16 protein-coding genes are annotated in these 23,871 nt (G+C 60.9%); 11 read left to right on the plus strand and 5 right to left on the minus strand.

Annotated elements, in window-relative coordinates:
• Positions 1-29 precede the first annotated feature (29 nt).
• Entirely contained in the window at positions 30-2,774 is a 2,745-nt protein-coding gene (gene secA / locus ABD884_RS04905) for a preprotein translocase subunit SecA (protein WP_345038637.1), read from the plus strand.
• Positions 2,775-2,907: 133 nt separating this feature from the next.
• On the opposite strand, the gene ABD884_RS04910 is transcribed toward secA, so the two are convergent.
• Both ABD884_RS04910 and ABD884_RS04915 read right to left on the minus strand, forming a co-directional pair.
• Positions 2,908-3,327, minus strand: coding sequence for an Rv3235 family protein (locus ABD884_RS04910; RefSeq protein ID WP_345038643.1), 420 nt, complete (start codon positions 3,325-3,327; stop codon positions 2,908-2,910).
• A 65-nt stretch (positions 3,328-3,392) separates the two neighbouring features.
• A complete protein-coding gene (locus ABD884_RS04915; RefSeq protein WP_345038649.1) occupies positions 3,393-4,181 on the minus strand; it encodes a LysM peptidoglycan-binding domain-containing protein in 789 nt (262 codons plus the stop codon).
• A 123-nt stretch (positions 4,182-4,304) separates the two neighbouring features.
• Here ABD884_RS04915 and ABD884_RS04920 point away from each other — a divergent pair, with 123 nt between their 5' ends.
• Positions 4,305-4,886: a hypothetical protein gene (locus ABD884_RS04920; RefSeq protein ID WP_345038654.1), complete on the plus strand. Its 582-nt coding sequence runs from the start codon at positions 4,305-4,307 to the stop codon at positions 4,884-4,886.
• A gap of 32 nt (positions 4,887-4,918) precedes the next feature.
• Here the strand turns inward: ABD884_RS04920 and ABD884_RS04925 are convergent, their stop codons facing one another.
• Positions 4,919-5,134: a helix-turn-helix domain-containing protein gene (locus tag ABD884_RS04925; RefSeq protein ID WP_345038663.1), complete on the minus strand. Its 216-nt coding sequence runs from the start codon at positions 5,132-5,134 to the stop codon at positions 4,919-4,921.
• A gap of 148 nt (positions 5,135-5,282) precedes the next feature.
• Between ABD884_RS04925 and ABD884_RS04930 the strand changes: the two genes are divergently transcribed.
• From ABD884_RS04930 to ABD884_RS04945, 4 genes are read left to right on the plus strand one after another with little or no spacing between them, the layout of a single operon-like run.
• Complete coding sequence (locus ABD884_RS04930) at positions 5,283-5,927, plus strand: SAF domain-containing protein (RefSeq protein WP_345038676.1); 645 nt, start codon at positions 5,283-5,285, stop codon at positions 5,925-5,927.
• On the plus strand, positions 5,924-7,237 hold the full coding sequence (locus ABD884_RS04935; protein ID WP_345038683.1) for a CpaE/TadZ family protein: 1,314 nt from the start codon (positions 5,924-5,926) through the stop codon (positions 7,235-7,237). The genes ABD884_RS04930 and ABD884_RS04935 overlap by 4 nt, the downstream gene beginning before the upstream one ends.
• Positions 7,238-7,294: 57 nt before the next feature.
• On the plus strand, positions 7,295-12,148 hold the full coding sequence (locus ABD884_RS04940; protein ID WP_345038692.1) for an NAD-glutamate dehydrogenase: 4,854 nt from the start codon (positions 7,295-7,297) through the stop codon (positions 12,146-12,148).
• Positions 12,149-12,177: 29 nt separating this feature from the next.
• Complete coding sequence (locus ABD884_RS04945; RefSeq protein ID WP_028264840.1) at positions 12,178-13,647, plus strand: sensor histidine kinase; 1,470 nt, start codon at positions 12,178-12,180, stop codon at positions 13,645-13,647.
• Positions 13,648-13,807: 160 nt separating this feature from the next.
• On the opposite strand, the gene ABD884_RS04950 is transcribed toward ABD884_RS04945, so the two are convergent.
• Positions 13,808-14,056, minus strand: coding sequence for a WhiB family transcriptional regulator (locus tag ABD884_RS04950; RefSeq protein ID WP_003804966.1), 249 nt, complete (start codon positions 14,054-14,056; stop codon positions 13,808-13,810).
• Positions 14,057-14,284: 228 nt separating this feature from the next.
• Here ABD884_RS04950 and ABD884_RS04955 point away from each other — a divergent pair, with 228 nt between their 5' ends.
• Positions 14,285-14,782 carry a hypothetical protein gene (locus ABD884_RS04955; protein WP_345038712.1) on the plus strand — a complete coding sequence of 166 codons (498 nt, stop codon included), beginning with the start codon at positions 14,285-14,287 and terminating at the stop codon, positions 14,780-14,782.
• A 5-nt stretch (positions 14,783-14,787) separates the two neighbouring features.
• On the opposite strand, the gene ABD884_RS04960 is transcribed toward ABD884_RS04955, so the two are convergent.
• Complete coding sequence (locus ABD884_RS04960; protein ID WP_345038721.1) at positions 14,788-18,834, minus strand: type VII secretion EssC family protein; 4,047 nt, start codon at positions 18,832-18,834, stop codon at positions 14,788-14,790.
• Positions 18,835-19,045: 211 nt separating this feature from the next.
• Between ABD884_RS04960 and glf the strand changes: the two genes are divergently transcribed.
• Genes glf through ABD884_RS04980 form a run of 4 tightly spaced genes read left to right on the plus strand, consistent with a single transcriptional unit; the run spans position 19,046 to position 23,851 of the window.
• Positions 19,046-20,233 (plus strand): UDP-galactopyranose mutase, encoded by a 1,188-nt coding sequence (gene glf / locus ABD884_RS04965; RefSeq protein ID WP_345038730.1) that lies wholly within the window; start codon positions 19,046-19,048, stop codon positions 20,231-20,233.
• A gap of 14 nt (positions 20,234-20,247) precedes the next feature.
• Positions 20,248-22,212 carry a glycosyltransferase gene (locus ABD884_RS04970; RefSeq protein ID WP_345054559.1) on the plus strand — a complete coding sequence of 655 codons (1,965 nt, stop codon included), beginning with the start codon at positions 20,248-20,250 and terminating at the stop codon, positions 22,210-22,212.
• Positions 22,213-23,082: an ABC transporter permease gene (locus ABD884_RS04975; protein ID WP_028264835.1), complete on the plus strand. Its 870-nt coding sequence runs from the start codon at positions 22,213-22,215 to the stop codon at positions 23,080-23,082. It begins immediately after the preceding gene.
• Position 23,083: 1 nt separating this feature from the next.
• A complete protein-coding gene (locus ABD884_RS04980) occupies positions 23,084-23,851 on the plus strand; it encodes an ABC transporter ATP-binding protein (protein WP_345038753.1) in 768 nt (255 codons plus the stop codon).
• The last annotated feature ends 20 nt before the right edge of the window (positions 23,852-23,871 follow it).

Raw genomic sequence — 23,871 nt, forward strand, 5'->3', positions numbered from 1 at the left:
CGGCAGCTTGAGACTGGGAGCAACTTTACGTGGCATCACTTATCGAAAAACTTCTCCGCACGGGTGACAAAAAAATCCTGAGGCAACTGCGGACCTATGCCGATTCCATCAACGCCCTCGAAGACTCCTTCAAGACCTTCTCTGACGCCGAATTGCGCGAAGAGACGGACCGGCTGCGCGCCCGGCACGAGGACGGAGAGCAGCTCGACGACCTCTTGCCGGAGGCGTTCGCAGCCGTGCGTGAAGCTTCCTCCCGCACGCTGGGGATGCGCCACTTCGATGTCCAGCTCATGGGCGGGGCCGCCCTTCACCTCGGCAATATCGCCGAAATGAAGACCGGTGAAGGAAAGACCCTCGTGGCCACCGCGCCGGCATACCTCAATGCCCTGACGGGAAACGGCGTGCACGTCGTCACAGTCAACGACTACCTCGCCGAATACCAGTCCGAGCTCATGGGCCGCGTCTACCGCTTCCTTGGCCTCAGCAGCGGTTGCATCCTGTCGAACCAGGATCCCGCAGTGCGCCGTCAGATGTACGCGGCAGACATCACCTATGGCACCAACAATGAATTCGGCTTCGACTACTTGCGCGACAACATGGCGTGGGACAAATCCGAGCTTGTGCAACGCGGCCACCACTTCGCGATTGTCGACGAAGTGGACTCCATCCTCATCGACGAAGCCCGTACCCCGCTGATTATTTCCGGTCCGGCCCAGGGCGACACCAACCGCTGGTACAGCGAGTTCTCCAAGGTAGTGCAGCGCCTCGAGCCTGAAATCGACTACGAGGTCGACGAAAAGAAGCGCACGGTCGGTGTTCTCGAAGCCGGCATCGAGAAGATCGAGGACTACCTCGGCATCCAGAACCTCTATGAATCCGCCAACACCCCGCTCATCGGCTTCCTGAACAACGCCATCAAAGCCAAAGAGCTCTTCAAGCGGGACAAGGACTACGTCATCCTGGACGGCGAAGTCCTCATTGTCGACGAACACACCGGCCGTATCCTTGCCGGACGGCGTTACAACGAGGGCATGCACCAGGCGATCGAGGCCAAGGAAAACGTCGAGATCAAGGCCGAGAACCAGACTCTCGCCACCGTGACGTTGCAGAACTACTTCCGCATGTATTCCAAGCTCTCGGGCATGACCGGTACAGCGGAGACCGAAGCTGCCGAGTTCATGAGCACGTACAAGCTCGGCGTGGTGCCGATTCCCACCAACCGGGACATGCAGCGCATCGACCAGTCGGACCTTGTGTACAAGAACGAAATCGTGAAATTCGAAGCCGTCGTCAAGGACATCGCGGAACGCCACGAAAAGGGCCAGCCCGTGCTCGTCGGCACCACCAGCGTGGAAAAGAGCGAATACCTTGCCAGGCTGTTGGCCAAGGAAGGCATCCGCCACGAGGTACTGAACGCAAAGAACCACGCTCGCGAAGCCGCCATCGTTGCGCAAGCGGGCCGCAAGGGCGCCGTCACTGTCGCGACCAACATGGCAGGCCGTGGTACTGACATCATGCTGGGCGGTAACGCCGAGTTCACGGCCATTGCCGAACTGGCACGCCAGGGGCTGGACCCGGAAGAAAACTCCGACGAGTACGAGGCCGCGTGGTCCGGGGCGCTCGAAGCAGCCAAGCAAGCAGTCAAGGACGAGCATGAGGAAGTGCTCGAACTTGGCGGGCTGTATGTGCTGGGCACGGAACGCCACGAGTCCCGTCGAATCGACAACCAGCTCCGCGGACGCTCGGGCCGCCAGGGCGACCCGGGGGAGTCCCGCTTCTACCTCTCGCTGACCGATGACCTGATGAGGCTCTTCAACTCTGGTGCCGCTGAGCGCCTCATGAACAGCTCCGTGCCGGACGACGTCGCCCTCGAATCCAAGCTCGTGTCCCGTGCAATTGCTTCGGCACAGGGCCAGGTTGAGAGCCGCAACGCCGAACAGCGCAAGAACGTTCTCAAGTACGACGACGTCCTGAACCGCCAGCGCGAAGCCATCTATGGCGACCGTCGGAGGATCCTGGAGGGCGACGACCTGCACGAAAAGGTCCAGTTCTTCCTGGAAGACACGATCAATGCATTGATCGACGCCGCAACTGCGGAGGGAACCGGCGACGACTGGGACTTCCATCAATTGTGGACGAACCTTAAGACGCTGTACCCGGTAACGGTCACGTCGCAGGAGATCATTGACGAAGCCGGTGGAAAGTCCCGAGTTTCCGTTGAATTCCTCAAGAACGAGGTCCTTTCGGATGCGCAGCTTGTCTACAAGGAGCGCGAAGAGGCCATTGGCTCCGAGAACATGCGTGAGCTTGAGCGCAGGGTTGTCCTCTCGGTCCTAGGGCGCAAGTGGCAGGAACACCTCTATGAGATGGACTACCTCAAGGAGGGAATCGGCCTGCGCGCCATGGCCCAAAGGGATCCCCTGGTCGAGTACCAGCGTGAAGGATTCACGATGTTCCAGAGCATGATGGAGGCCATCCGCGAGGAGAGCGTTGGCTTCCTCTACAACCTGGACGTGGAAGTAACGCCTGCCGAAGACGTTGTCGTTGTGGACGGCAGCGCTGAAGGCGGCCATGTGGAACATCACGATCCACAGATCCACGCCGCCGGCCTCGAAGCCCCGGAGAAACCTGTTCAGCTGCAGTACACAGCGCCTGGCGAAGACGGTGCGAGCCAGACTCGGGTTGAGAGACGTGGCTCGGGGCGTTCAGGCAACCCCGCCAAAGCGGCCGACGATGACAAGCAGCGCGGATCCAACAAGAAGAAGCGTCGCTAACACTCTGATTGCCTTGCGTACGTAGCCGTTTGACCAGGCACCGCACAGGCTGAGGACCAAGAACGGAGGAGGGCCAGAACATTTATTCTGGTCCTCCTCCGTTCTTGGTCCCCGTTCTTCGTGGACATCCGCATCAGCCAATTTCGAGGGCCGTGACCTTCCACGCGCTATTGCTTCCTTCAAGCCTCATAGCTACGGCGCGGGAGCGGTGCTCTTCCCAGACAACAATGCTGGCTTCGTAAACTCCCTCCCGCACGGCGCAGAGGTGCACGGAGCGGACCATCGGACTGCGATGAATCCGTGACCGTCCGGCATGGGCACGCGTCAGCGCGGCCCGGTGCTGCAATGCGCTGAGGCATCGCGGGTCCAAGGACCGGGAGAGTTGCTGCACGGGCCGGGTGCCCGCAAGGACTTCGACGGCGGCTTGGGCAATACTGCGGGCCAGCGTGCGTATTTTCTGGTCAAGGTCGGCAACGTGGACTGCTTGGGATACAGGAGACGGCACGGTTGGGACTGCATTGGGCCGGGCAGGAACAGCTGATGTCGGGCTCATGGACTTCCTCGTGACGAATCGGTGGTTCCGTGGCTGATGGTGTTGGTTCTGTTGGTTCTGTTGGTTCAGCCAAGGGGTGGCGGTTGCAGGATCTGGCCCGGAATGAGGACTCCCGGGTTGTCGCCGATGACCTGTCGGTTTGCGGCGTACCACTTTGGCCATTGGAGGGCAATGTCGACATCGCTGGCCGCGGGGCCGAGCTGCTGCGCTGCAATTGACCACAGAGAATCTCCCCGGCTCACCACCACGGTGCCCTGGCTTGGCGAGGCAGGCGGTTCCATGGCCCGCTGGGGCCTGGATCCCAGGAACCCAAGATCGGTAGCAGGTGCGCGGGGTCGCCAATTCGGTTCGATGTCCGATGGGCCGGGCTCAAGGGATGGCAGCCCGGGCGGGTAAGCAGAAGGACCCGTACTGGGTGCCCATTGGGCAGCGGCGCTGCTGGCCGGTGTTGATCCGTCCGCCGGGCTCCAGACGGGTTCAACAGCAGCCTGGGCGGCATTCGCCAACGGAATTCCGACGAGGTTCAGGCCAAGGATTGCCACGGCCAGCCGGCGCATGAAGGGTGGGCTGAGTCTTGCGGTGGCGGTGGCGCTGCGGTCGTTGCCCGATTGCCGGAGGACCGCTGTGGCTATGGCGAGCAAAAAGGCGGCGATCCACCAGCCAACGATCGCCAGTCCGGCGGCTGTGGCAACGAATCCGAGGAGATCCTCGAACATGGGTTCTTGGCGCCGTTCCGCTGCGGAGTGCCATTGGTCAATCAAGATCAGCCCGGTGCCAGCGAGCAAAAGACCCAGAATCAGGATGGTCGCTGCCATGGCCGCGTCGTTTCGAACGGGCGTGCCGATCTGTTCCATGGGTTCCCCTTACCCGTTTGATGTCATTTGATGCAGTTTGATAAGTCTTGATTCATTTTGATCATAAAAAGTGTCGCTTGTCTAGAATGAGGGTGTTGGTCGAGAAGAATTGACCATCGAGTGGTGCCAGCTTACGCTGACGCAATGCGCTGGGATGCTCTGTTTGAAGACATGGAGGCGCAATTGGCCTCCGAACGATTGCTGGGGCTTGAATCCGAAATTTCAGAACGGGCCCGGGTGGAGATCGCCGGGATCGCAACCTCGGACAGGCTGCGTGGAGCACTCGGCCAGAAGATTGATGTGAAGCTTCGCTCCGGGTCGGTGGTGTCCGGGGCGCTGAGCCATGTCGGGAGCGAATGGGTGGTCCTGGACGAAGGTCGACACCAGTGGCTGGTGCCCACAGCGGCAGCATTGACTTATCAGGGGCTGAGTCGGCAGGCGCGCGCAGACCAGTCAAAGAGGCCGCAACGGCCAGGCTTGGCCAGTGCACTCCGGACGTTGGCGCGCGATAGGGCCGAACTTGCGGTCCATTTGCTGGGGTTGGTGCCAGAGGGCACAATGATGGGCGGCGTTATTGACCGCGTGGGCAGGGACCACTTTGATCTCGCAGTCATGCTGCCTGGCGAAGTCCGCCGGTCCGGCAACGTCGTTTCCGTGGCGACGGTTCCGTTCCAGTCCCTCGCTGCATTGCGGTCATTGCGGTGACAAAACCTGTGTCTTTGCTGCATGGATGGTGATCAGGTGGACTTGGATTTGGCCCCTTGGATCATCCTGTTGGCCTCGGCATAGCGTTCTTCGATGTACTGCTCCAGCATTTTTTCTTCCACGCGCCACTGGCCCCGGCCGCCCACTTGGATGGCCTTGAGTTCCCCGCTTCGCACCAAGGCGTACGCCTGCGGCGAGTTGATCTGAAGCTGTTCGGCGACATCAGCCAAGGTGAGGAATCGGGGCATTCCTCCATTTTGCCACTGTTCAGCGCTCTTGTTGAGGTTATCCACAGTTTGGCGTGATTTGTCTAACTTCACTTTCGGAAGCTCCATCGATTCAGTGAGAATGAGGGCGGCTGAATCACCGCCGTCGGACTATGCAATGGGGAGCAAAATGAGTGTGGCTACCGCGGCCGCTGCAGCGCGGCTCAAGAAACCATCATGGAAGGACCCGCGTCTCTTGGTGGGGATTCTCCTGGTCTTGGCGTCGTTGGCCGGGGTCATCGCCCTCGTAGGATCCGCCGACCACACCGTCCAGGTCTATGCGGCACGCGAATCGATTGCCGTAGGCCAGCAAGTCAACAAAGACGATCTCGCCATCGTCAAGGTGCGGCTTGACGACGTCGAGCCCAGCTATGTAACCGTGGAGGACGGTCTGCCTGAAGGAAGGGTTGCAGTCCAAAGAATTGCCAAGAACCAGCTGGTTCCGCAGGAAAGCCTCGGAGCCGCCGATGCCTTGAACCGCAAACCGGTAGCGATCTCGATACAGGAATCGCTGCCTTCCCAAGTCGTGGCAGGATCCCGGGTTGACGTTTGGGTGGCAAATCCCGACGCGCGCAACGGTTTCGACGCTCCACACCTGCTGCTGCCCGGTGCGGAAATCGCCCAGGTCACCGAGGGTGCTTCCACACTCGGAGCTTCGAAGGAGAAGGTAGTGCTGGTCCTAGTGACCGATGATCAGATGCCGAAACTTCTTGGTGCCCAGGCAAACAAAGCGAAGATCGCGGTGGTCTGGAACCCGGGCGGTGCCGGCAAGTGAGTATTCCCGTAGTCACGGTCGGGCAATCCGAGGAAGACTTGGTCGGGGGACTCGAACGGCTCCACGGGCCGGTGACCATTGTGCGCCGGTGCGGCGAACTCGCCGAACTCCTGGCCGCCTGCCAGGGCGGCCTCGCTCGGGCGGCGGTCATAGCCGAAGGGGCTGAGGAGCTGACTGCATCGCTTGTCCATCGGCTGGCGGCAGTCGGAGTCTCCATTATTGCCTTGAGCGACGATTCTGCGGAATCAGCCCGGTTGGACAGTATCGGTGTCGTGACAGCATCTCTGGATGTTGATTCGGCAACGCTGGCCTCGCAGATCTCGGATGCCGTGCTCCAGCTGCCCGGGCAGGGAAGGCGGCGCGCCGAGCAACGGGACTCGGCGTTTGGGGACACCGCCGCAGACCTCCGTCCCCCCGATGTCGTGGAAGAAGCGGAGCGGGTTCCGGCGGGGACCGGCCGGATCGTTGCGGTCTGGGGGCCCATAGGAGCGCCGGGCCGCACACTTGTGGCTGTCAATATCGCCGCAGAGCTGGCGGCCGAAGGCAAGTCCGTAATCCTCGTCGATGCGGACAGCTATGGGGCCAGCGTCGGCGCTTCGCTGGGTCTGCTGGACGAATCCTCCGGACTAGCGCAGTCTTGCCGATTGGCAGACCAAGGGATGCTGGAAACTGAGTCCCTCAAGCGGATCGCCGCGCCTGTCTTCACCAAGGCCGGCAGTTTCCGCGTTCTTAGCGGAATAACGCGTGCGGACCGGTGGACTGAGCTCCGGGCCACCGCTCTCTCCTTGGTACTCGAATACGCCAAGGAAATCGCTGAGGTCGTTGTGGTCGATGCAGGGTTCTGCCTTGAAGCCGACGAGGAACTCAGCTTCGACAGCATGGCTCCCCGACGCAACGCCGCCACCCTCCGCAGCATCGAATTGGCGGACACGGTTTACGCAGTGGGCGCAGCAGATGCCATCGGGGTTCCGCGGCTCGTTCGTGGCCTCGCAGAGCTTGAACGGTCCGTTCCGCAGGCGGCTCCCCAAGTGGTCCTGAACAAGGTCCGGGCAGCATCCGCAGGGCGGTCACCCGAACGGGAGCTTCGCGAAGCATGGGAGCGGTACGGGCCCGGGCACGGTATCGAGGTGTTCCTTCCTGCAGACACAGAAGCCTGTGACGCTGCCTTGCTGGCCGGCGGTGTGCTCTTCGAAGTGGCGCCCGAATCCGCCCTGAGGCACGCGATAGCGAAAATGGTCTGTGCACCCGTCCATCAAAATCGCAAATCCTCTGTCATCTATTCCAGAGCACGGCGACGTCTAAAGCGTTAGGCTCGCCATGTGGGCTGCAAGGACGCAGCAATCAAGATGTGATGGAGGCGTTTGTCGATGTCGTCAGGATCCAGCGTGGAGGATCGTTCCAAACCTGCAGTAGTCCGTGAAGGGTTCTTCGGAGACTACTACGAGCATCTCGCAGAGGAGGACGCCCGCAGATACGCTGGCGAGCAGCTGACCTTAAGAGCCGAGACGCACCGGGAGGTAGGAAAGAGCCGCAAACCGGGTACCGCGAACGTCGAGATGACCAACGAAGCGGATCGCAGCATTCTGTTCATCGTGACGGATGACATGCCGTTCCTCGTGGACTCGGTGAACGCCGAACTCGTACGCCAGCATTGCGCCATCCGGCTCGTGATGCACCCGCTCTTCGTGGTTTCGCGTGATCGCCTGACGGGCGATCTCTCCGCCATCGCCCGGGTGCCTTCCAACATCGGCATCTCAAGCGGCGACACCGCGGCAATGCCTAATGTCGCCCATCTGATCGCGCAGGGTGACAACGTTTCGCACATGGAGTCGTGGATCGCCGTCGAGGTTGACAGGGTGGCTGACGACTTCCAGAAGGAACTGGTGGAGGGAATCCACCGCGTCCTGAAGGACGTCCGTGCTGCCGTGGAAGACTGGCCCAGGATGCGCACCAAGGCCCTTGAGCTGGCATCCTCCTTGGACAAAGTGGCCCATCCCGACGACATCGCTGAGCTCAGGCAAGCACAGGACCTCCTGCACTGGTTGGACAACGGCAACTTCACGTTCCTGGGTTACCGGGAATACGACCTCATCACCGAGAGCGGTGAAGACGTCCTTGAGCTGCGCGAAGAGAGCGGCTTGGGACTCTTGAGGGCCGGTGACCATCCGCACCAAATCCAACACCTCACCGACGCTGGACGCAGGAAGGCGCGCGAGAAGCGTGCCTTGGTTATCACCAAGGCCAACTCGCGGTCCACCGTGCACCGCCCCGCGTACTTGGATTACATAGGCGTCAAGAGCTTTGATGTTGCGGGCAACGTCAACGGCGAGCGCCGCTTCATTGGCCTCTTCGCCACTAGCGCGTACACCGGTTCAGTAAGGAACATTCCTATCGTCCGGGAAAAGGTCGACGCCGTGCTTCGCTCGGCCGGTTTCCCGCAGGACTCCCATTCCGGCAAAGACCTCGTTGGTATTCTCGAGACGTACCCCCGCGATGAACTCTTCCAGATCGAAACCGACGATCTGGCAGCAACAGCTTTGGGTATCCAACGGCTTCAGGAGAGACGGCGTACGAAGCTCTTCCTGCGTCCGGACATATACGGACGGTTCATGTCCGCCCTCGTCTACCTGCCCCGTGACCGCTACACCACCAATGTGCGGCAGCGTATTGAGCAGGAACTGCGGGAGACCTTCGAAGCCGAGAGCATCGACTACGAAGCACGGATCACGGAGTCGGCGCTCGCAAGGGTCTTCTTCCGAATCCGGCTGCCACGCGAGGCAGAACTGCGCGACGTCGACGCCGGTGAGCTGGAAAAGCGGCTCGTCCGGGCTTCGCGTTCTTGGGCGGAAGGAATTGCGGAGGTGCTTCGCGAGAACACCAGCGGCTTGGACGCCGAGCAACTGTCCCCCCTCTGGGCGGATGCATTCCCCGCTGGCTACCGCGTGGACTACGAAGTCGAGGACGCGCTTCAGGACATCGAGCGCTTCGAGAAGTACGGTGCCTCCGCCGATCGCGATGCCGTCGCGGTCCAGGCAACTCCCGGAGTGCACGTCTACTTGCCCAGCGGCGCCGGTGAACTCCTTGAAGAGGATGCGCGTGTCAAGCTCTACCTTTTGGAGCCCAAGAGCCTGAGCCAGATCCTGCCCTACTTCCACAATCTCGGCCTTGAGGTTCTGGACGAACGACCTTTCGAAATCGAGACGGCCGACCACCGGGACTTCTTCCTCTACGACCTTGGCCTGAAATACCCCGCCGGCGTCGACCCCGTGGCCACCGGCCAGCTTTTGGCAGACTCCTTCAGCGCTGCAGTGACAGGTTCGGTGGAATCCGACAGTTTCGATCGGCTGGTGCTCCGCGAGGGAATCCATTGGCGGCAAGTCGTCATGCTTCGTGCCTATGCGAAGTACATGCGCCAGATGGGGAACACCAACTCCTTCGAGTTCATTGCGGATACCCTTCTTGCCAACCCTGAGGTTGCCCGCGGGCTGATTGATCTCTTCGGGGCCCGCTTTGACCCTGCTTCCGCTGCTGGCACGCGGCCGGCCCGCCAGGAGAGCGCCCGAGCCACACTGGCCGAAGCGATTGACCAGGTGGCCACGCTCGATGCCGACCGGGTCCTGCGGACGTTCGTCAACCTCATCGAGTCCACGCTGCGCACGAACTACTTCCAAGACAAGTCGTATGTCAGCTTCAAGTTGGATCCGACCAAGATCGACGGCTTGCCGTTCCCGAGACCAAAGTTCGAAATCTGGGTCTACTCGCCCCGCGTTGAAGGCGTGCATTTGCGCTTCGGCAAGGTGGCCCGCGGCGGCCTGAGGTGGTCGGACCGTCGTGAAGACTTCCGGACCGAGATCCTTGGCCTGGTCAAGGCACAAACGGTCAAGAACGCGGTGATTGTGCCCACCGGCGCCAAGGGCGGGTTCTTCGCGAAGCAACTCCCGGATCCGGCAGTTGATCGCGCAGCCTGGATGGCGGAAGGCATTGAGAGCTACAAGACCTTCATCCGCGGCCTGCTCGACCTCACCGACAACCTCGTGACCTCAGCAGACGGCGAGAAGATCGTGCCGCCGTCGGACGTTGTCCGCCAGGACGACGACGATTCCTACTTGGTGGTGGCTGCAGACAAGGGCACGGCGACGTTCTCGGACACTGCCAACGGCCTCGCTGCCGAGTACGGATTCTGGTTGGGGGACGCGTTCGCGTCGGGTGGTTCCGTTGGCTACGACCACAAGGCCATGGGCATCACGGCCCGCGGCGCCTGGGAATCGGTCAGGCGCCACTTCAGCGAGCTGGACCTGGACACCCAGACCGAGGAATTTACCGTGGTTGGCGTCGGCGACATGTCCGGCGACGTGTTCGGTAACGGCATGCTGCTGTCCAAGCACATCCGTCTGCTGGCCGCCTTCGACCACCGCCACATCTTCCTGGATCCCACCCCGGATGCGGCTTCTTCCTTCGATGAGAGGCAGCGTCTCTTCGACCTGCCCCGCTCCTCCTGGGATGATTACGACCGGTCGCTCATCAGTGCAGGGGGCGGGGTCTTCCCGCGCCAGGTAAAGGTCATCCCGATCTCGCCACAGGTCCGCAGCGCCCTCGGCCTGCCGGATGGAACGGTTCAGCTGAGCCCGCCCGAACTTCTGCGGGCTGTCCTCCTCGCTCCGGCCGATCTCCTGTACAACGGCGGGATCGGAACGTACATCAAGGCCAGCACCGAGTCCCACACCGAGGTGGGGGACAAGGCAAACGACGGTATCCGTGTGAACGGTCGCGAGCTGCGCGTTAAGGTTGTCGGCGAAGGCGGCAACCTGGGAATGACCCAGCGCGGACGTATCGAGGCCGCACTGCAAGGAGTCATCCTCAACACTGACGCAATCGACAATTCTGCCGGCGTAGACTGCTCCGACCATGAGGTCAACATCAAGATCTTCGTCGACCGTATGGTCGCCGCCGGGAAACTTGATGCTTCCGAGCGCACATCATTCCTCGCCGACATGACCGACGAGGTCGGGCGCCTCGTGCTCGAAGACAACATCGATCAGAACATCCTGCTGCTCAACGACCGCGCACGTGTCGCCGAATGGAGCCCGAGCTACGAACGCCTGATGGACTGGCTCGAGAAGTCGGCCGACCTCAAGCGGGACCTTGAAGCCTTGCCGACCACGGACACGCTTCGTGAGCGGCTGGAACAGGGCCAAGGCCTGACGTCTCCGGAGCTGTCGGTCCTTGCCGCCTACGCCAAGATCGAGTTGGGCTCGGCTTTGCGCGACAGCGACCTGGCTGACGATCCCTGGTTCCGCAAGACAATTCGCTCCTACTTCCCGAAGCAGCTCCGCGAACGGTTCGACGCCGAGCTGGACACCCATCCCCTCCGTCGCGAGATCATCGCAACCGTGGTTGCCAACGACATGATCAACCTGGGTGGCATTACCTTCGCGTTCCGCACCATGGAGGAAACCTCGGCCACCGAGGTTGCCGTAGCGAAGGCGTTCGTCGCCCTGCGGGAGATTTACGAACTCGACTCGATGGTGCAGGAGCTCAATGCCCTGCCGGCCTCGTTCCCGACGGAACACTGGAGCACCGTGCACCTCGACATCCGGAGACTGCTGGATCGTGCCGTTCGCTGGTTGCTGAGTCAGGGTAACGCCTCGAAGCCCATCTCGGAGATCGTCGCGGAATTCAAGCCGATGATGGATCCGATGCGGGCCCGGGTGCTCGACTACCTGCGCGGCGGCGACAAGGAACGGGTGACTGCTTGGCTCGAGAAAGCGCGCGCTTGGGGCCTTCCCGAAACGCTCGCCCACCGCTGGGCCGAGCTTTTCGAGAGCTTCGTGCTCCTGGACATTGCCAAGATCGCGCAAAGCCGCGAGACCCGTGTGGAAGAGGTCAGCCACGTCTACTACACCGTGTTTGACCGCTTCCATGTTGATTCATTGCTTGAACGGATCACGGCACTCCCGCGGGATGACCGGTGGCGAGCACTTGCACGTGCGGCCCTGCGCGACGACCTCTACTCGACAGTGGCCGACATGACGACGTCGGTGCTCGAAACCACCGACGCCGGGCTCGACGCCGAAGCCCGTTTGCGGGCTTGGGAAGGCCTCAATGCTGAGCAACTGGGGCGTGCGAAGAGCATGTTTGACGAGGTCAACGCTTTGGAGGCCGACGACATGGCTTCTCTGTCGGTAGCATTGAGACTCTTGAGGTCAATCGTTCGACGCTAGGTTCAAGCCCGGCGTTATATGGAGGTGCAGTGGCAATCTTTACAGACCCCATCAGGGAGCACGCTGATTTCGGGCCTGGAGATGCCGAATGGCTGCACCTCCTGGTCGGCGACTGGCAGATGGTCGCCGACCTAGCGTTCGCGGACCTGGCCTTGTGGTTCCCGCATCCGGAATTCGGTTACATCGCGCTTGCACACGTCAGGCCATCGACGAGCCACACCGTGTTTCATGCGGACTTCGTCGGAGAGGGCATCCGATCGGATTTGCAACCCATAGTCGACAAGGCGTGGTCCAGCCGTTCCATAGAACGCTCCAGTGAAACCAACTGGAGCAGCGACATGGCGCTGCGGGTTGAAGCAGTGCCCATGGTCCGGAACGGGCGGACACTGGCCGTCGTCACGTCGCACATGGATCTTTCCAGCTCACGGATGCCTTCCCGCCTGGAACTCACATACCGGCAATGCGCCTATGATCTGCTCCGGATGGGCACGTTGGGGTTGTGGCCGGACTTCGCCTCCCCGACGGGCTCCCGGCGCGGAGCTCCCCGGGTGGGTGACGGCCTGATCAGGCTCGACGCCGACGGCATCGTCCAGTACGCGAGTCCGAACGGCGTTTCCGCATTCCGCCGCCTCGGCGAGGTGGAGACCTTGGAAGGTCGATCCCTTGCGGAGGTAACCGCAGGACTCCTCAAAGACCGGCGCATGGTGGACGAGACTCTGCCCCTGGTAGTCACCGGCCGGATGCCGTGGCGGAGTGAGATTGAATCCCGTGGCGTGAGCTTGTCCTTGCGTGCAATTCCGTTGCGCGATGAAAAGAATCGCTTCGGCGCTTTGGTTTTGTGTCGCGACGTCTCCGAACTTCGTCGACGCGAGCTCGAGCTGGTGACCAAGGACGCTACGATTCGTGAAATTCACCACCGGGTCAAAAACAACCTGCAGACCGTGGCTGCTCTGCTGCGCATGCAGTCGCGACGCATGGTCAGCGATGAGGCGAAACAAGGCTTGGAACAGGCGATGCGGCGCGTCGCGACGATTGCGCTCGTGCACGAGACCCTCTCACAAGGCCTGACGCAAAGTGTCGATTTTGATGAACTGATCGGACGTCAGTTCCGGCTCTCGGCCGAAGTGGCGTCCCCTTCACAGCACGTGAGGACCGAGCGCGCAGGTCTGTTCGGTGAGTTGCCTAGCGATTTTGCCACACCCCTTGCCCTTGTCATCAACGAGCTCGTAACGAATGCCGTCGAGCACGGCCTTGAAGGACGGGCGGGAACAGTATGGCTGATGGCCGATCGTTCGACGGGGGAGGGGGGCGACGAACTCCTGACGGTGACGATTGCCGATGATGGCGTCGGTCTGCCCGAGGGCTCGTACACAGAAGGTCTCGGCCTTCAGATTGTGCGGACGCTTGTCACGAGCGAGTTGGGTGGCACTATCAAGTGGAGGGCGCGCGATGGCGGAGGCACTGCCGTGGAGATCGTTCTGAACTTGGTGCGAACCTGACGCCAAGTGCCTGCTCCCTGCTGTGTTACTACCCGTGATGAGACATACAGGGTTGGGATAGACACGGTTGGCACATACAAGGATGGCCCGGACCTTTCGGTCCGGGCCATCCTTGTATGTGCCATTGCTGCGAGCGCTGGGTCCGATCGGCCGAGGGCGCTTAGGAAGCGCGGCGTGCGCGGGCCGCACGGCGCTTAAGCGCGCGACGCTCGTCTTCGCTCATGCCACCCCAGACACCTGCATCTTGGCCCGATTCAAGGGCCCACTGAAGGCAAGTGTCCACGACTGGACAGCGACGGCATACGCTCTTCGCTTCCTCGATCTGGAGAAGCGCAGGGCCGGTGTTGCCTACTGGGAAGAAAAGCTCCGGGTCCTTGTCAAGGCAGGCTGCGCGGTTACGCCAATCCATGCTGATCAGTCACTCCATTCGTGAGTACTAGTTAAGCCTTTTGTGAAAATATTCACTAGAGGCTTCATAGGAAAGGGGACCCATTGGGCCCCCTTGGTCGTCTGAGTCAAGCGTGTCATGTTAACGCCATGTAAACAAGGGGTCCAAGCCTTTGAAATCGTGAGCGATGCATCACACCGAATACCGGTCCACTCGCAGGTATTCGACTATGTCGGGTAGGGTGCCAGTGTGTCAAGACCCCCCCTAAACCCTGCCCAAGACCCAGCGGACCCCGGTGACGATGGTCCAGCGACCGGCCGCGGGAGCTCTGCTGGAGTATCTGGCGGAGAAACGCGTCCCTTAGGAATTGTTGTTATTTCGATTGTGGTTGTCTTGGAAGCCCTCGCGCTCTTGACCGCTGCGGTCCTGTATCTGTACCAGCTGGCTATTGGGGCGCCAGTAGCCTCGTTCTGGGGGGCCGTTTTTACCATGGGTCTACTCTTGGCTTTTTCGGCGTGGTTATTTGCTGTGGGACACTTCCTGTTCCGTGGCTACCGCTGGACCCGTGCGGCCGCGTTGGTCGCTCAATTGTTCGTCCTGACGATTGGGGTTCCTACCATGACTGGAGGGCTGGCCCTCGCCGGTCTTGCCATGGTGGTACCGGCTTTGGCCGTGATCGTCTTTCTCTTCGACAAACGGGTCGTTGCGTTTGCGTCCCGAACGGGCGGATCCGGCGCCGCGCTCTGACGGTTCTATTGTGGCCGTTTACCTTGCGGCGCAACTTCCTCATCCGGAACGGCGATCTGGACGGAACGTGTTTGTCCATTCTCGATCAGAACGGCACGGCCTGGTGGCGGCGCCGGTTCGACGTCGACGCGGACGCCGAAGAAATCTCCCGAGTGAGGGGACCTTTTGCCGAGCAGGATTCCGCTCCCATGGTTTCGGGCCAAGGAGGCGAGCGGCAACCGCTGCAGAAGGGCTGGGCTTTGACCGGCAGTTGCCACCACGGAGAAACCCATGCTGGGAAGTTCCGCAAGAAGAATACCGGTTTCGCTGCTCAAATATTCGGCGTCGTCTACCAGCAGGACCGTGCCGGCACTCTCGAGCTTTCGGCTTGCATCCCTATGGAATTCTGCCCAAAAGGCATCAGGATCGGCGCCTTGAGGGGGTATCCGCCACTGACAGCCTGGATTGAGAAGCGGTAGTGCTTTGAGCAATAATGACTTGCCGGAACCAGGGCTACCCAGGGCGAGAAGGACGGCTGAGCTCGGCAGAGATATCCGAACCGCTTCGTGGTCATCCCCGCCAAGCCCAAGCAGCAATGTTCTTGGCGCGCGAGCCGCGGAATGGACGATCGGGTCTTTCGCCACAACCTGCGACGCCCGGACGAATTGCGGCAAAGGCTCCACCCGGAAAGGGCGCCGGGCAGGATTAGGGGGCGCGCAGTACGGCCAAGGCTCGCTTGGCGGCGGAGCCATGAGTTGCGCGACTGCCGTATCGACATCAAGGAAGTTGCCGCCCACGACGGCCCGGCCCCGCAGCGGCTTCATCGCCGCAAAACGGGGCCACGCCAGCCGCCCTTCCTCTGTCGTCCCAGCGGGAAAGTAAGCGCGATTGGGTATTGACGCGAACATCCGTGACGCGACCAGTTCGCGGTCGCCCGTGACAACGACAGTTAGTCCCGCCCTCGGACCATCACGGACAACGGTGTGGACGAGGTCTTCCGCCCAAGCGAGCGGCCCAGCCCTCAACTCGGATTGCCAAGAACCCCAGCCGGAAATGACGAGCAGTAGGGGGACCTCCCCGGCGACGTGACCTTGCGATTGCCGCACCGACATTTCGTTCGCGAGCCGTTCCAGGATACGGACGCCCCTTCTGAGGTGGTTGAGTGACGCGACGGCCCCCACGCGCCCCTGGACCGCGACATCGGCGAACGAACCGTCACCGTCAAGGGCATAAAGATGGAGCTCTTCGGCACCGCCCACAAGCTGTGCCGTCGCGGAACGGCAGGTATCTTCAACGCCACTTGCAGGAGGCCCTATGAGCGCGAGGTTCCCATGTGCCCCGGGGTTCCAACACAGCTCCGCAATACGCTGTTGCGTCGGCAAATCCACCAGACCAAGGCGGGCATTTGGTCCCGCCGACGTGCCGGATGCCGCGCGCTTTCCCTCCGGCCCCGCCGCCCCCAGACGCTGGCGCAACGAGACGGATTCAGGAAGGGCGTCCGCAACCGGTCTCCGGAGCGGTTTACCTCCGCGGGCGTCCCATACCCGACTGATTGATTTGATAATGGGACGTGCCGTTTCCGCAGGGGTCGGCTCTGCCCTTTGAAAGTCTGCCCCGGTGGTCACAGACCAACCGCTGAAGCGAAGCGACCCTGATGCCGGTCCGGCAACGGTTCCCGTGAGTGATTGGTCTTCCTCCCCGTGGGAAAGAATCGCTGATTGGAAGGGCTCGGCGTCCTGCATCCCGCGCACCATGTAGGCCCGGCCTGGAAGGGAGACCGGAATCGACGCCGCAGCCGGTGAATTGATGACGTCCCGCGACTCCATTTCTGATTGGACGCGAAGAGCGATGCTGGTGGTGACGTTGGCGCGGATGTCCGCACTCAAGGCACCCTGCGGACGTTGTGTTGCCATGATCAGGTGGATGCCCAGAGACCGGCCCAGGGTCGCGATCCGCATCAGTTCGGCCAGGGTGGCCGGGGCCCCTTCAATGAGCATCCTGAATTCGTCGATCACCAGCACCAAGCGGGGGAGCGTAGGTAACATGCCTCGTCCAAGCTGGGCTCCGTGATCGATCCCGTCGATCCTGGCCCAGTAAGCAGGCAGATCAGGGACATCGGCCTTCGCTAAGAGTGCCTCCCGCCTTCGAACTTCGGCCCGGAGGGAGGAGAGCATACGTTCGAGTTCGTGCTCGTTGAGGTCCGTGAACATTCCGACGCAATGGGGCACATCAACCAGGGGCCCGAGTCCGGAACCTCCTTTGAAATCAACGAACAGGAAGTTGACCTTGTCCGGGCTGTGGTTCAGCGAGATCGCCGCCACAATAGTGCGCAGGAGTTCGGACTTTCCGGATCCCGTCGTCCCGGCCACAAGAAGGTGCGGACCATCGGCAACCAGGTCCAGGGAGCGGGGCGCATCGGCTCCTTGCCCAATGACCGCGGATAGGCCTCTCTGCATTGAAGAAACCTTCCATCGGGCCGCGATGCTTGAGGGGTCGATCGGAAGCAGTCTAGCCAAGAGGCATGTGGTGGGGACGGTCGATGACCTTGCTTCCGCCAGTGCCGGCACTGATGCCAACGAACGACAGTAGCGGTCAAAGACTGAACTCGGGACCAAGTCAGGCTCAAACTCCGTTGTTGAAAGGCACGAGCGGAGGATCGCGCGTCTGTTCCGCAACTCAACAATGAAGTCGCTCTTATCTCCGCATGCCGTGCGTTGGAACACTCTCCAACCAGATTCGAGCGCTTTCTGCCGGAGCGAGTCGGTACCGGGATCGGGATCCGACCCCATGAGAAGCAGGACTCCCGGGTGCCCAGCAGACGCGGAAAGGGAGGCTGTGGCTGAGGGTACGTCGGTTGTCAGCGTGACGCGCGGAAGGAATCGGGCGCTCGCTGGCAAAAGGGCCATTGGACCGTGGATGAGGACGGGGACGGCGGCTGCGCTGCGAAAAGCCGTCAGTTGCATGAGCAGAAACCTGAACAATCCATCGACCATGGCTTCGGTTCCCGACACGGAAACCGATGGGATGGCTGGATCCAGAACGAATGGAACCGGGCCCAATTCCGGCGGGTCAAAACCTGGATCCGCGGGATCGAGCACAACCCTGGCCTTCTGCGGACCGGTGCCGAGCCGAAGCCAGATTTCGTTGCAATCCACCTCTTCCTGCGCAGTGGCAGACGCAGATGAGCCGGTAGCAAAGGCGAGCTCTGCGGCGGATGGTGAGCAGCGCCGTCGTCGGGTTCTGTCTTGTTGTACGGCCTGTTCAATCGCGGCGGCCAAGAGGCGGCGCTGGCGCCTTCCCGACATTGCGGGTGCAAGAACCACGATCGCAGAAATCGCCGTGAATCCAAGGAACATCCACATGCCGGTGACCAAGGCCATGCCGACTCCCAGCAGGAGTGGCAAGCCGGCCGTGAGGAGCAGCTGCGTGCGGTTGCCGGCATCATGCCGCCGGGGGACCATGATCGGCTCGCCGATGCCCACGCCGGCCGCCCCCAGTGACTCATGTCCATAGTCTTCGTTTCCGAAGACTATGGACATGACCGAGCCGCCACAGCGGATCCTGGAGGCGGTTGAGAGAAAGGCTGTGCGGACTTTCCTTCCGTCCACGAGCGTTGCGTTCGCGCTCGCGTTGTCGGTTATGGTGACCGCTGTCTCGGAGATCGTCAGGACGGCGTGAACACGGGAGACGTCAGGATCCGGGAGGCAAATATCCGCTCCGCTCCGGCCGATCCTGTAAGTGCCCCGTTCCAGCGGAATGACCAGGCCTGCAGAAGGTCCGGCATGCACCATCAGGGACAACGGCGCCTGTTCATGTCTGCCGGGGGAGGTTCCACCCGGCTCCGAACCCGCGCCGTCAACCAGGACGGCTCCGTTCATCAGCGGCGGAGTTCCCACCGTGAGGCCGATGAGTGGCAGGCCGCCGACCGTCAGGTCCCCGGTCCCGAACTCGGTGCCGACAGCAGCTTGGAGGAGGGCACCGGGGGCACCTTCGCCCATGTCCAGCGCCAGCTCAACGGGCTCACCTTGCTGCAAGGCCCGCGGTCCCCTGACCAGGGTGCAATGGAGTGTCACTTTGCCCGCTCCTTCAGCGCGAGTAACTGCTTTTCTTTCACGATATTTGCAATCGGCACCGGACGTACCGAGTCACTTGGCGTATGTGGAAAACGCTGCGCTCCTCGGGCAGCGAACGAGCTCCACCGCAATTGGATGCGGCATCTCAGGTAGGCTTGACCTGCAGCCAGTGCGGACCATTGGGCTGCCCGCATTCGAACCAGGAGTATTTGTGACCGCTGACCTCGTCATCGTCGGGGCGGGCTTTTTTGGCCTGACAATCGCAGAACAGGCAGCCACCGAGTTGGGCTTGAAGGTTGTTGTCATCGACCGCCGGCACCACATCGGTGGCAACGCTTATAGCGAAACGGAAGGGCAGACCGGGATCGAGGTGCACCGCTATGGTGCACACCTCTTTCATACCTCGAATGAGCGGGTGTGGGACTATGTCAACCGGTTCACGACTTTTACCAACTATGTTCACAAGGTGTATGGCGTCCATAAGGGCGAGGTCTACTCGCTGCCTATCAACCTCGCAACGATCAATCAGTTCTTCAGAGCCAATCTGACCCCCGGAGACGCACGGGCACTCATTCTGGAGCAGGCCGGCGAGCTTGCGGGAACCGATCCCCAGAACCTCAACGACAAGGGCATCCAGCTAATCGGCCGTCCGCTGTACGAGGCATTTATCAAGCACTACACGGGCAAGCAGTGGCAGACGGACCCCAAGGACCTGCCTGCCGGGATCATTTCGCGGCTTCCCGTCCGGTACAACTACGACAACCGTTACTTCAACGACAAGTACGAGGGGCTGCCCACCAACGGGTACACGGCGTGGATCGAGAAGATGGCCGAGCACCCGAACATCGAAGTGCGCCTGAACACGGACTTCTTTGACGAGTCGCATGCGTGTTCGAAAAACAAGGTTGTCGGCAAGATCCCCGTTGTCTACACCGGCCCGGTCGACCGCTACTTCGACTTCGTCGCCGGAGACCTGTCCTGGCGTACTATCGATTTCGAGGAAGAAGTCCTCGAGGTGGCTGACTTTCAGGGAACTGCGGTTGTCAACTACAACGACGACGACGTCGCGTTCACGCGCATCATCGAACCGCGCCATTTCCACCCCGAGCGTGAATACCAAACAGAGAAGACCGTCATCATGCGGGAATTCTCCCGATTCGCGGAAAAGGGCGACGAACCGTACTATCCGGTCAACACGCCGGATGACAGGGAGAAGTTGCTCAAGTACAGGGATCTCGCCGCTCTGGAAGAGAATGTACTTTTCGGGGGTCGATTGGGCACCTATAGATACCTTGACATGCACATGGCCATCGGGTCTGCCTTGTCCATGTTCGACAACAAGATCCGTCCGCACTTTGAAAGTGGTATGGCAATGGAAAGCGGAGGAGTGGACGCGTGAGCAGCGGAACCAGGATGCAGGTGTTGCAGCGGGTTATTCTGCCAGCTGATGACCAGCTAGACACGACGGCGTTGTACGTCGACGCCGGCCCGGCAAACGGTATCCGCCTGCGCGAGAACGACGAATTCGCAAGGAATCCGAAGTCGACCGAGGAGAAACTTCACTTCGTTAGTTCGGGCAGCGAAGAGGTCCATTTCGAAGACGTCCTCTCCCGGAGTTCCGTCAGGCTCCGCGCGGGAGAGCAGCTTTCCTTCGGAACGTACTTCAATGCCTTTCCTGCAAGCTATTGGCGGCGCTGGACGGATCTGCAATCGATCCGCCTCGTCGTCCGGACCACGGGCCACGGCACCGTCACTGTCTATAAGTCGAACGCGCGGGGTACCCTCCAACGCGTTGATGGCGCACGCGTCCAAGGCACTGCTGTCACCGAATTCGAGCTGTCCCTCAAACCCTTCGGGGACGGCGGGTGGTACTGGTTCGATCTCGCCTCTAGCCGTGAAGAACTGACGCTCGATGCAGCGGAATGGCAGGGAACAGCGCCCGAGCGCGCCTCCGGCAGGGTGACCCTGGAGATCACCACCATGAACAAGCCGGGCTTCTGCCTGAATAACGCCAGGATCCTCGCCGAAAATCCCGAGGTCCTGGAGCACGTCCAGGAAATCCTCATCGTTGACCAAGGAACCCAAAAGGTTGCCGAGCAGCCAGGCTTTGCGGACATAAAGTCAGTGCTCGGTGACAAACTGCGGATCATCGACCAGGCCAATCTCGGCGGCTCGGGCGGCTTCTCGCGCGGCATGTACGAAGCCGTGGAGAACGGCAGTGACTACGCACTCCTGTTGGATGATGACGTCGTCATCGAACCAGAGAGCATTGCGCGCCTGCTGGTTTTCTCGGATCACTGCCGCAAGCCGACCATCGTGGGTGGCCACATGTTCGATCTCTACAGCCGAAGCGTGCTTCACACCTTCGGTGAAGTGGTGGATCCATATCGATTCGTGCCCGCAATGCCCCACGCGGACATGGAGATGAGGCACGACTTCAGCGTCGCGAACCTTCGGCAGACGCCGTGGCTGCACCGACGGGTCGACGTCGACTACAACGGTTGGTGGCTGTGCATGATCCCGACTGAGATCATCCGTGAGATCGGGCTGTCCCTTCCGCTCTTTATCAAGTGGGACGACGCCGAGTACGGACTCCGAGCTCGTGAAGCCGGCTTTGCCACGGTTTCCCTCCCCGGCGCCGCCGTCTGGCATGTCTCCTGGATCGACAAGGACGACCTGGTTGGCTGGCAAGCCTATTTCCATGGCAGGAACCGCTTGATTACGACGCTCATCTACAGCCCCTATAAGAAGGGGGGACGGGTTATCCGGGAGTCGTTCCAATCGGACGTCAAGCACTTGGTTTCCATGCAGTACTTCACCGAACATTCGCGGCTCGATGCTTTGGAGGACCTCTTTCTCGGTCCCGAGCACCTGCATCGCAATATCGCCACAAAGCTCGGCGAGATCAATGCGCTCAAGTCCGACTACCCCGATGCAGAGATGCGCGAGAACGTGGATGACTTCCCGGCCCCGGCATTGGGACGTGGACCCTCCGGGCTCAAGCCCATTGGACTTCCGAACAAGAAGGACCTCGTCAAATGGGGGGTCACCACGGTTGCCCGACAATTGGTGAAGAAGCCGGCGGCGGAATCCGCGGAACGACCCCAGGGCTTCCTGGCCCATCGCGACAACAGATGGTTCCGCTTGGCGCACTATGACAGTGTCGTCGTCTCGAATGCCGACGGCACTGCGGCATCCTGGTACAAACGCGACCCTGAGAAGCTCAGGTCCATGCTCGCGGAAGCAGGAAGACAACACGCCAAACTTTACCGCCACTGGGAGGAACTCTCGGAGCAGTACCGTAGGGCACTGCCGGAGATCACTTCGATGGAGGCTTGGAAGAAGACATTTGGCTTGGCCGACGAGAAGGGTCACTAGATGACACAGCCCGTGACCGAGTTGGTCCAACCGGGTCGTGGTCGCGGCATCATTGACGTCTATAAGCACAAGTTTTTGTTACAACTGCTGGTGCGCAAGGAAATCAAGATCCGCTACCGTGGCTCTGTTCTGGGACTCCTGTGGTCCTACGTTAAGCCGTTGATGCAGTTCTTGATCTACTTCGTGGCGCTCGGGGTGTTCCTCGACATGCAGCGGGGAACCCCCAACTACGCGATCTACCTGTTTGCAGGAATTGTGCTGGTCAATTTCTTCACGGAATCGCTAGGCAACGCCACGCGCTCCATCGTCGACAACAGGGACCTCATCCGGAAGATCTACCTACCCAGGGAGCTGTTCCCGGTCTCCACGATCTGGGTTTCTGCAGCCCACCTGCTTCCACAAGTAGTGGTCTTGGTCGGCGCTTGTTTATTGAGCGGTTGGAGTCCCGCAATTTGGCAACTTCTTGCTGTTGTTGGAGCCTTCGTCCTGACAGCGATTCTTGCCACCGGCCTCGGCTTGTTGTTTGGCGCTGCGAATGTGTACTTCCGGGATTCCGAGAACATCGTCGACATGATCCTCATGATCGTCACGTGGGCCTCGCCCGTCCTCTACGTGTGGCCGATGGTTCAGCGTGTCATGGGTCCCTGGTTCTTTTTGTACCAGCTGAATCCCGTGACTGTCGCCGTCGAAATCTTCCACTGGGCCTTTTGGTCACCGACGCTGAGCGCCGCGCAGTCGGGATCGATTTCCATGCCGCCGGACTTGCTCGCCGTCTGGTTCCCAGCTGCCTTTGGCGTGGCTGCACTCGTCCTCGTGATTGGACAGCTCGTCTTCATGAAGCTATCAGTACATTTTGCCCAGGAGCTTTGACATGTCCGTACCCACGGGAGTCCCCGACAGCGTCGCCATTACCTGTCGGAACTTGCGGAAGAAGTTTGTGCTCCGCCATACCCGCAGCATGAAGGAAGCGATTGTATGGTTGCTGACCGGGCGCAAAGGGGATCTTTCCAAAAAGTTCGATGCGCTGAAAGACGTTTCGCTTGATGTCGAGCAGGGCGAAACCGTGGCATTGCTTGGACTAAACGGTTCAGGAAAATCAACCCTTTTGAAGCTCATTTCAGGCGTGCTTCAGCCAGATGAGGGTACCGTTCATACGCGGGGGAGGGTGGCCGGTCTCATTGAGGTCGGAGCGGGATTCCATCACGACCTCAGCGGCAGGGACAACGTGTACCTCAACGGCGCAATCCTGGGCATGAGCCAGAACCAGATCGATAAGATGTTCGATTCGATCGTCGAGTTCTCTGAAATCGGCGAGTTCATCGATACAGAGGTCAAGTTCTATTCCTCCGGTATGTACTTGAAGCTGGCCTTCTCGATTGCAGTCCACACCGACCCTGAGGTGTTCCTCATTGACGAAATCCTGGCAGTCGGGGACGAACCGTTCCAGCGCAAGTGCATCCTCAAAATCAATGAACTGGCGGACGCAGGAAAAACGCTCTTCGTGGTGAGCCACGACCTGGACCTGGTCGCTTCCGTGTGCAAAAGGGGAGTGCTCTTGGAACACGGTCAGATCATCATGGACGGCGAAGTGCACGCTGTGGTGAAGGAGCTTCGACGGCGATCGGCCGCCACAGAGTGATTGGGCTGGCGCTCCGCGCG

This window comes from Arthrobacter methylotrophus, assembly GCF_039539965.1.
Classification (GTDB): Bacteria; Actinomycetota; Actinomycetes; order Actinomycetales; family Micrococcaceae; genus Arthrobacter; species Arthrobacter methylotrophus.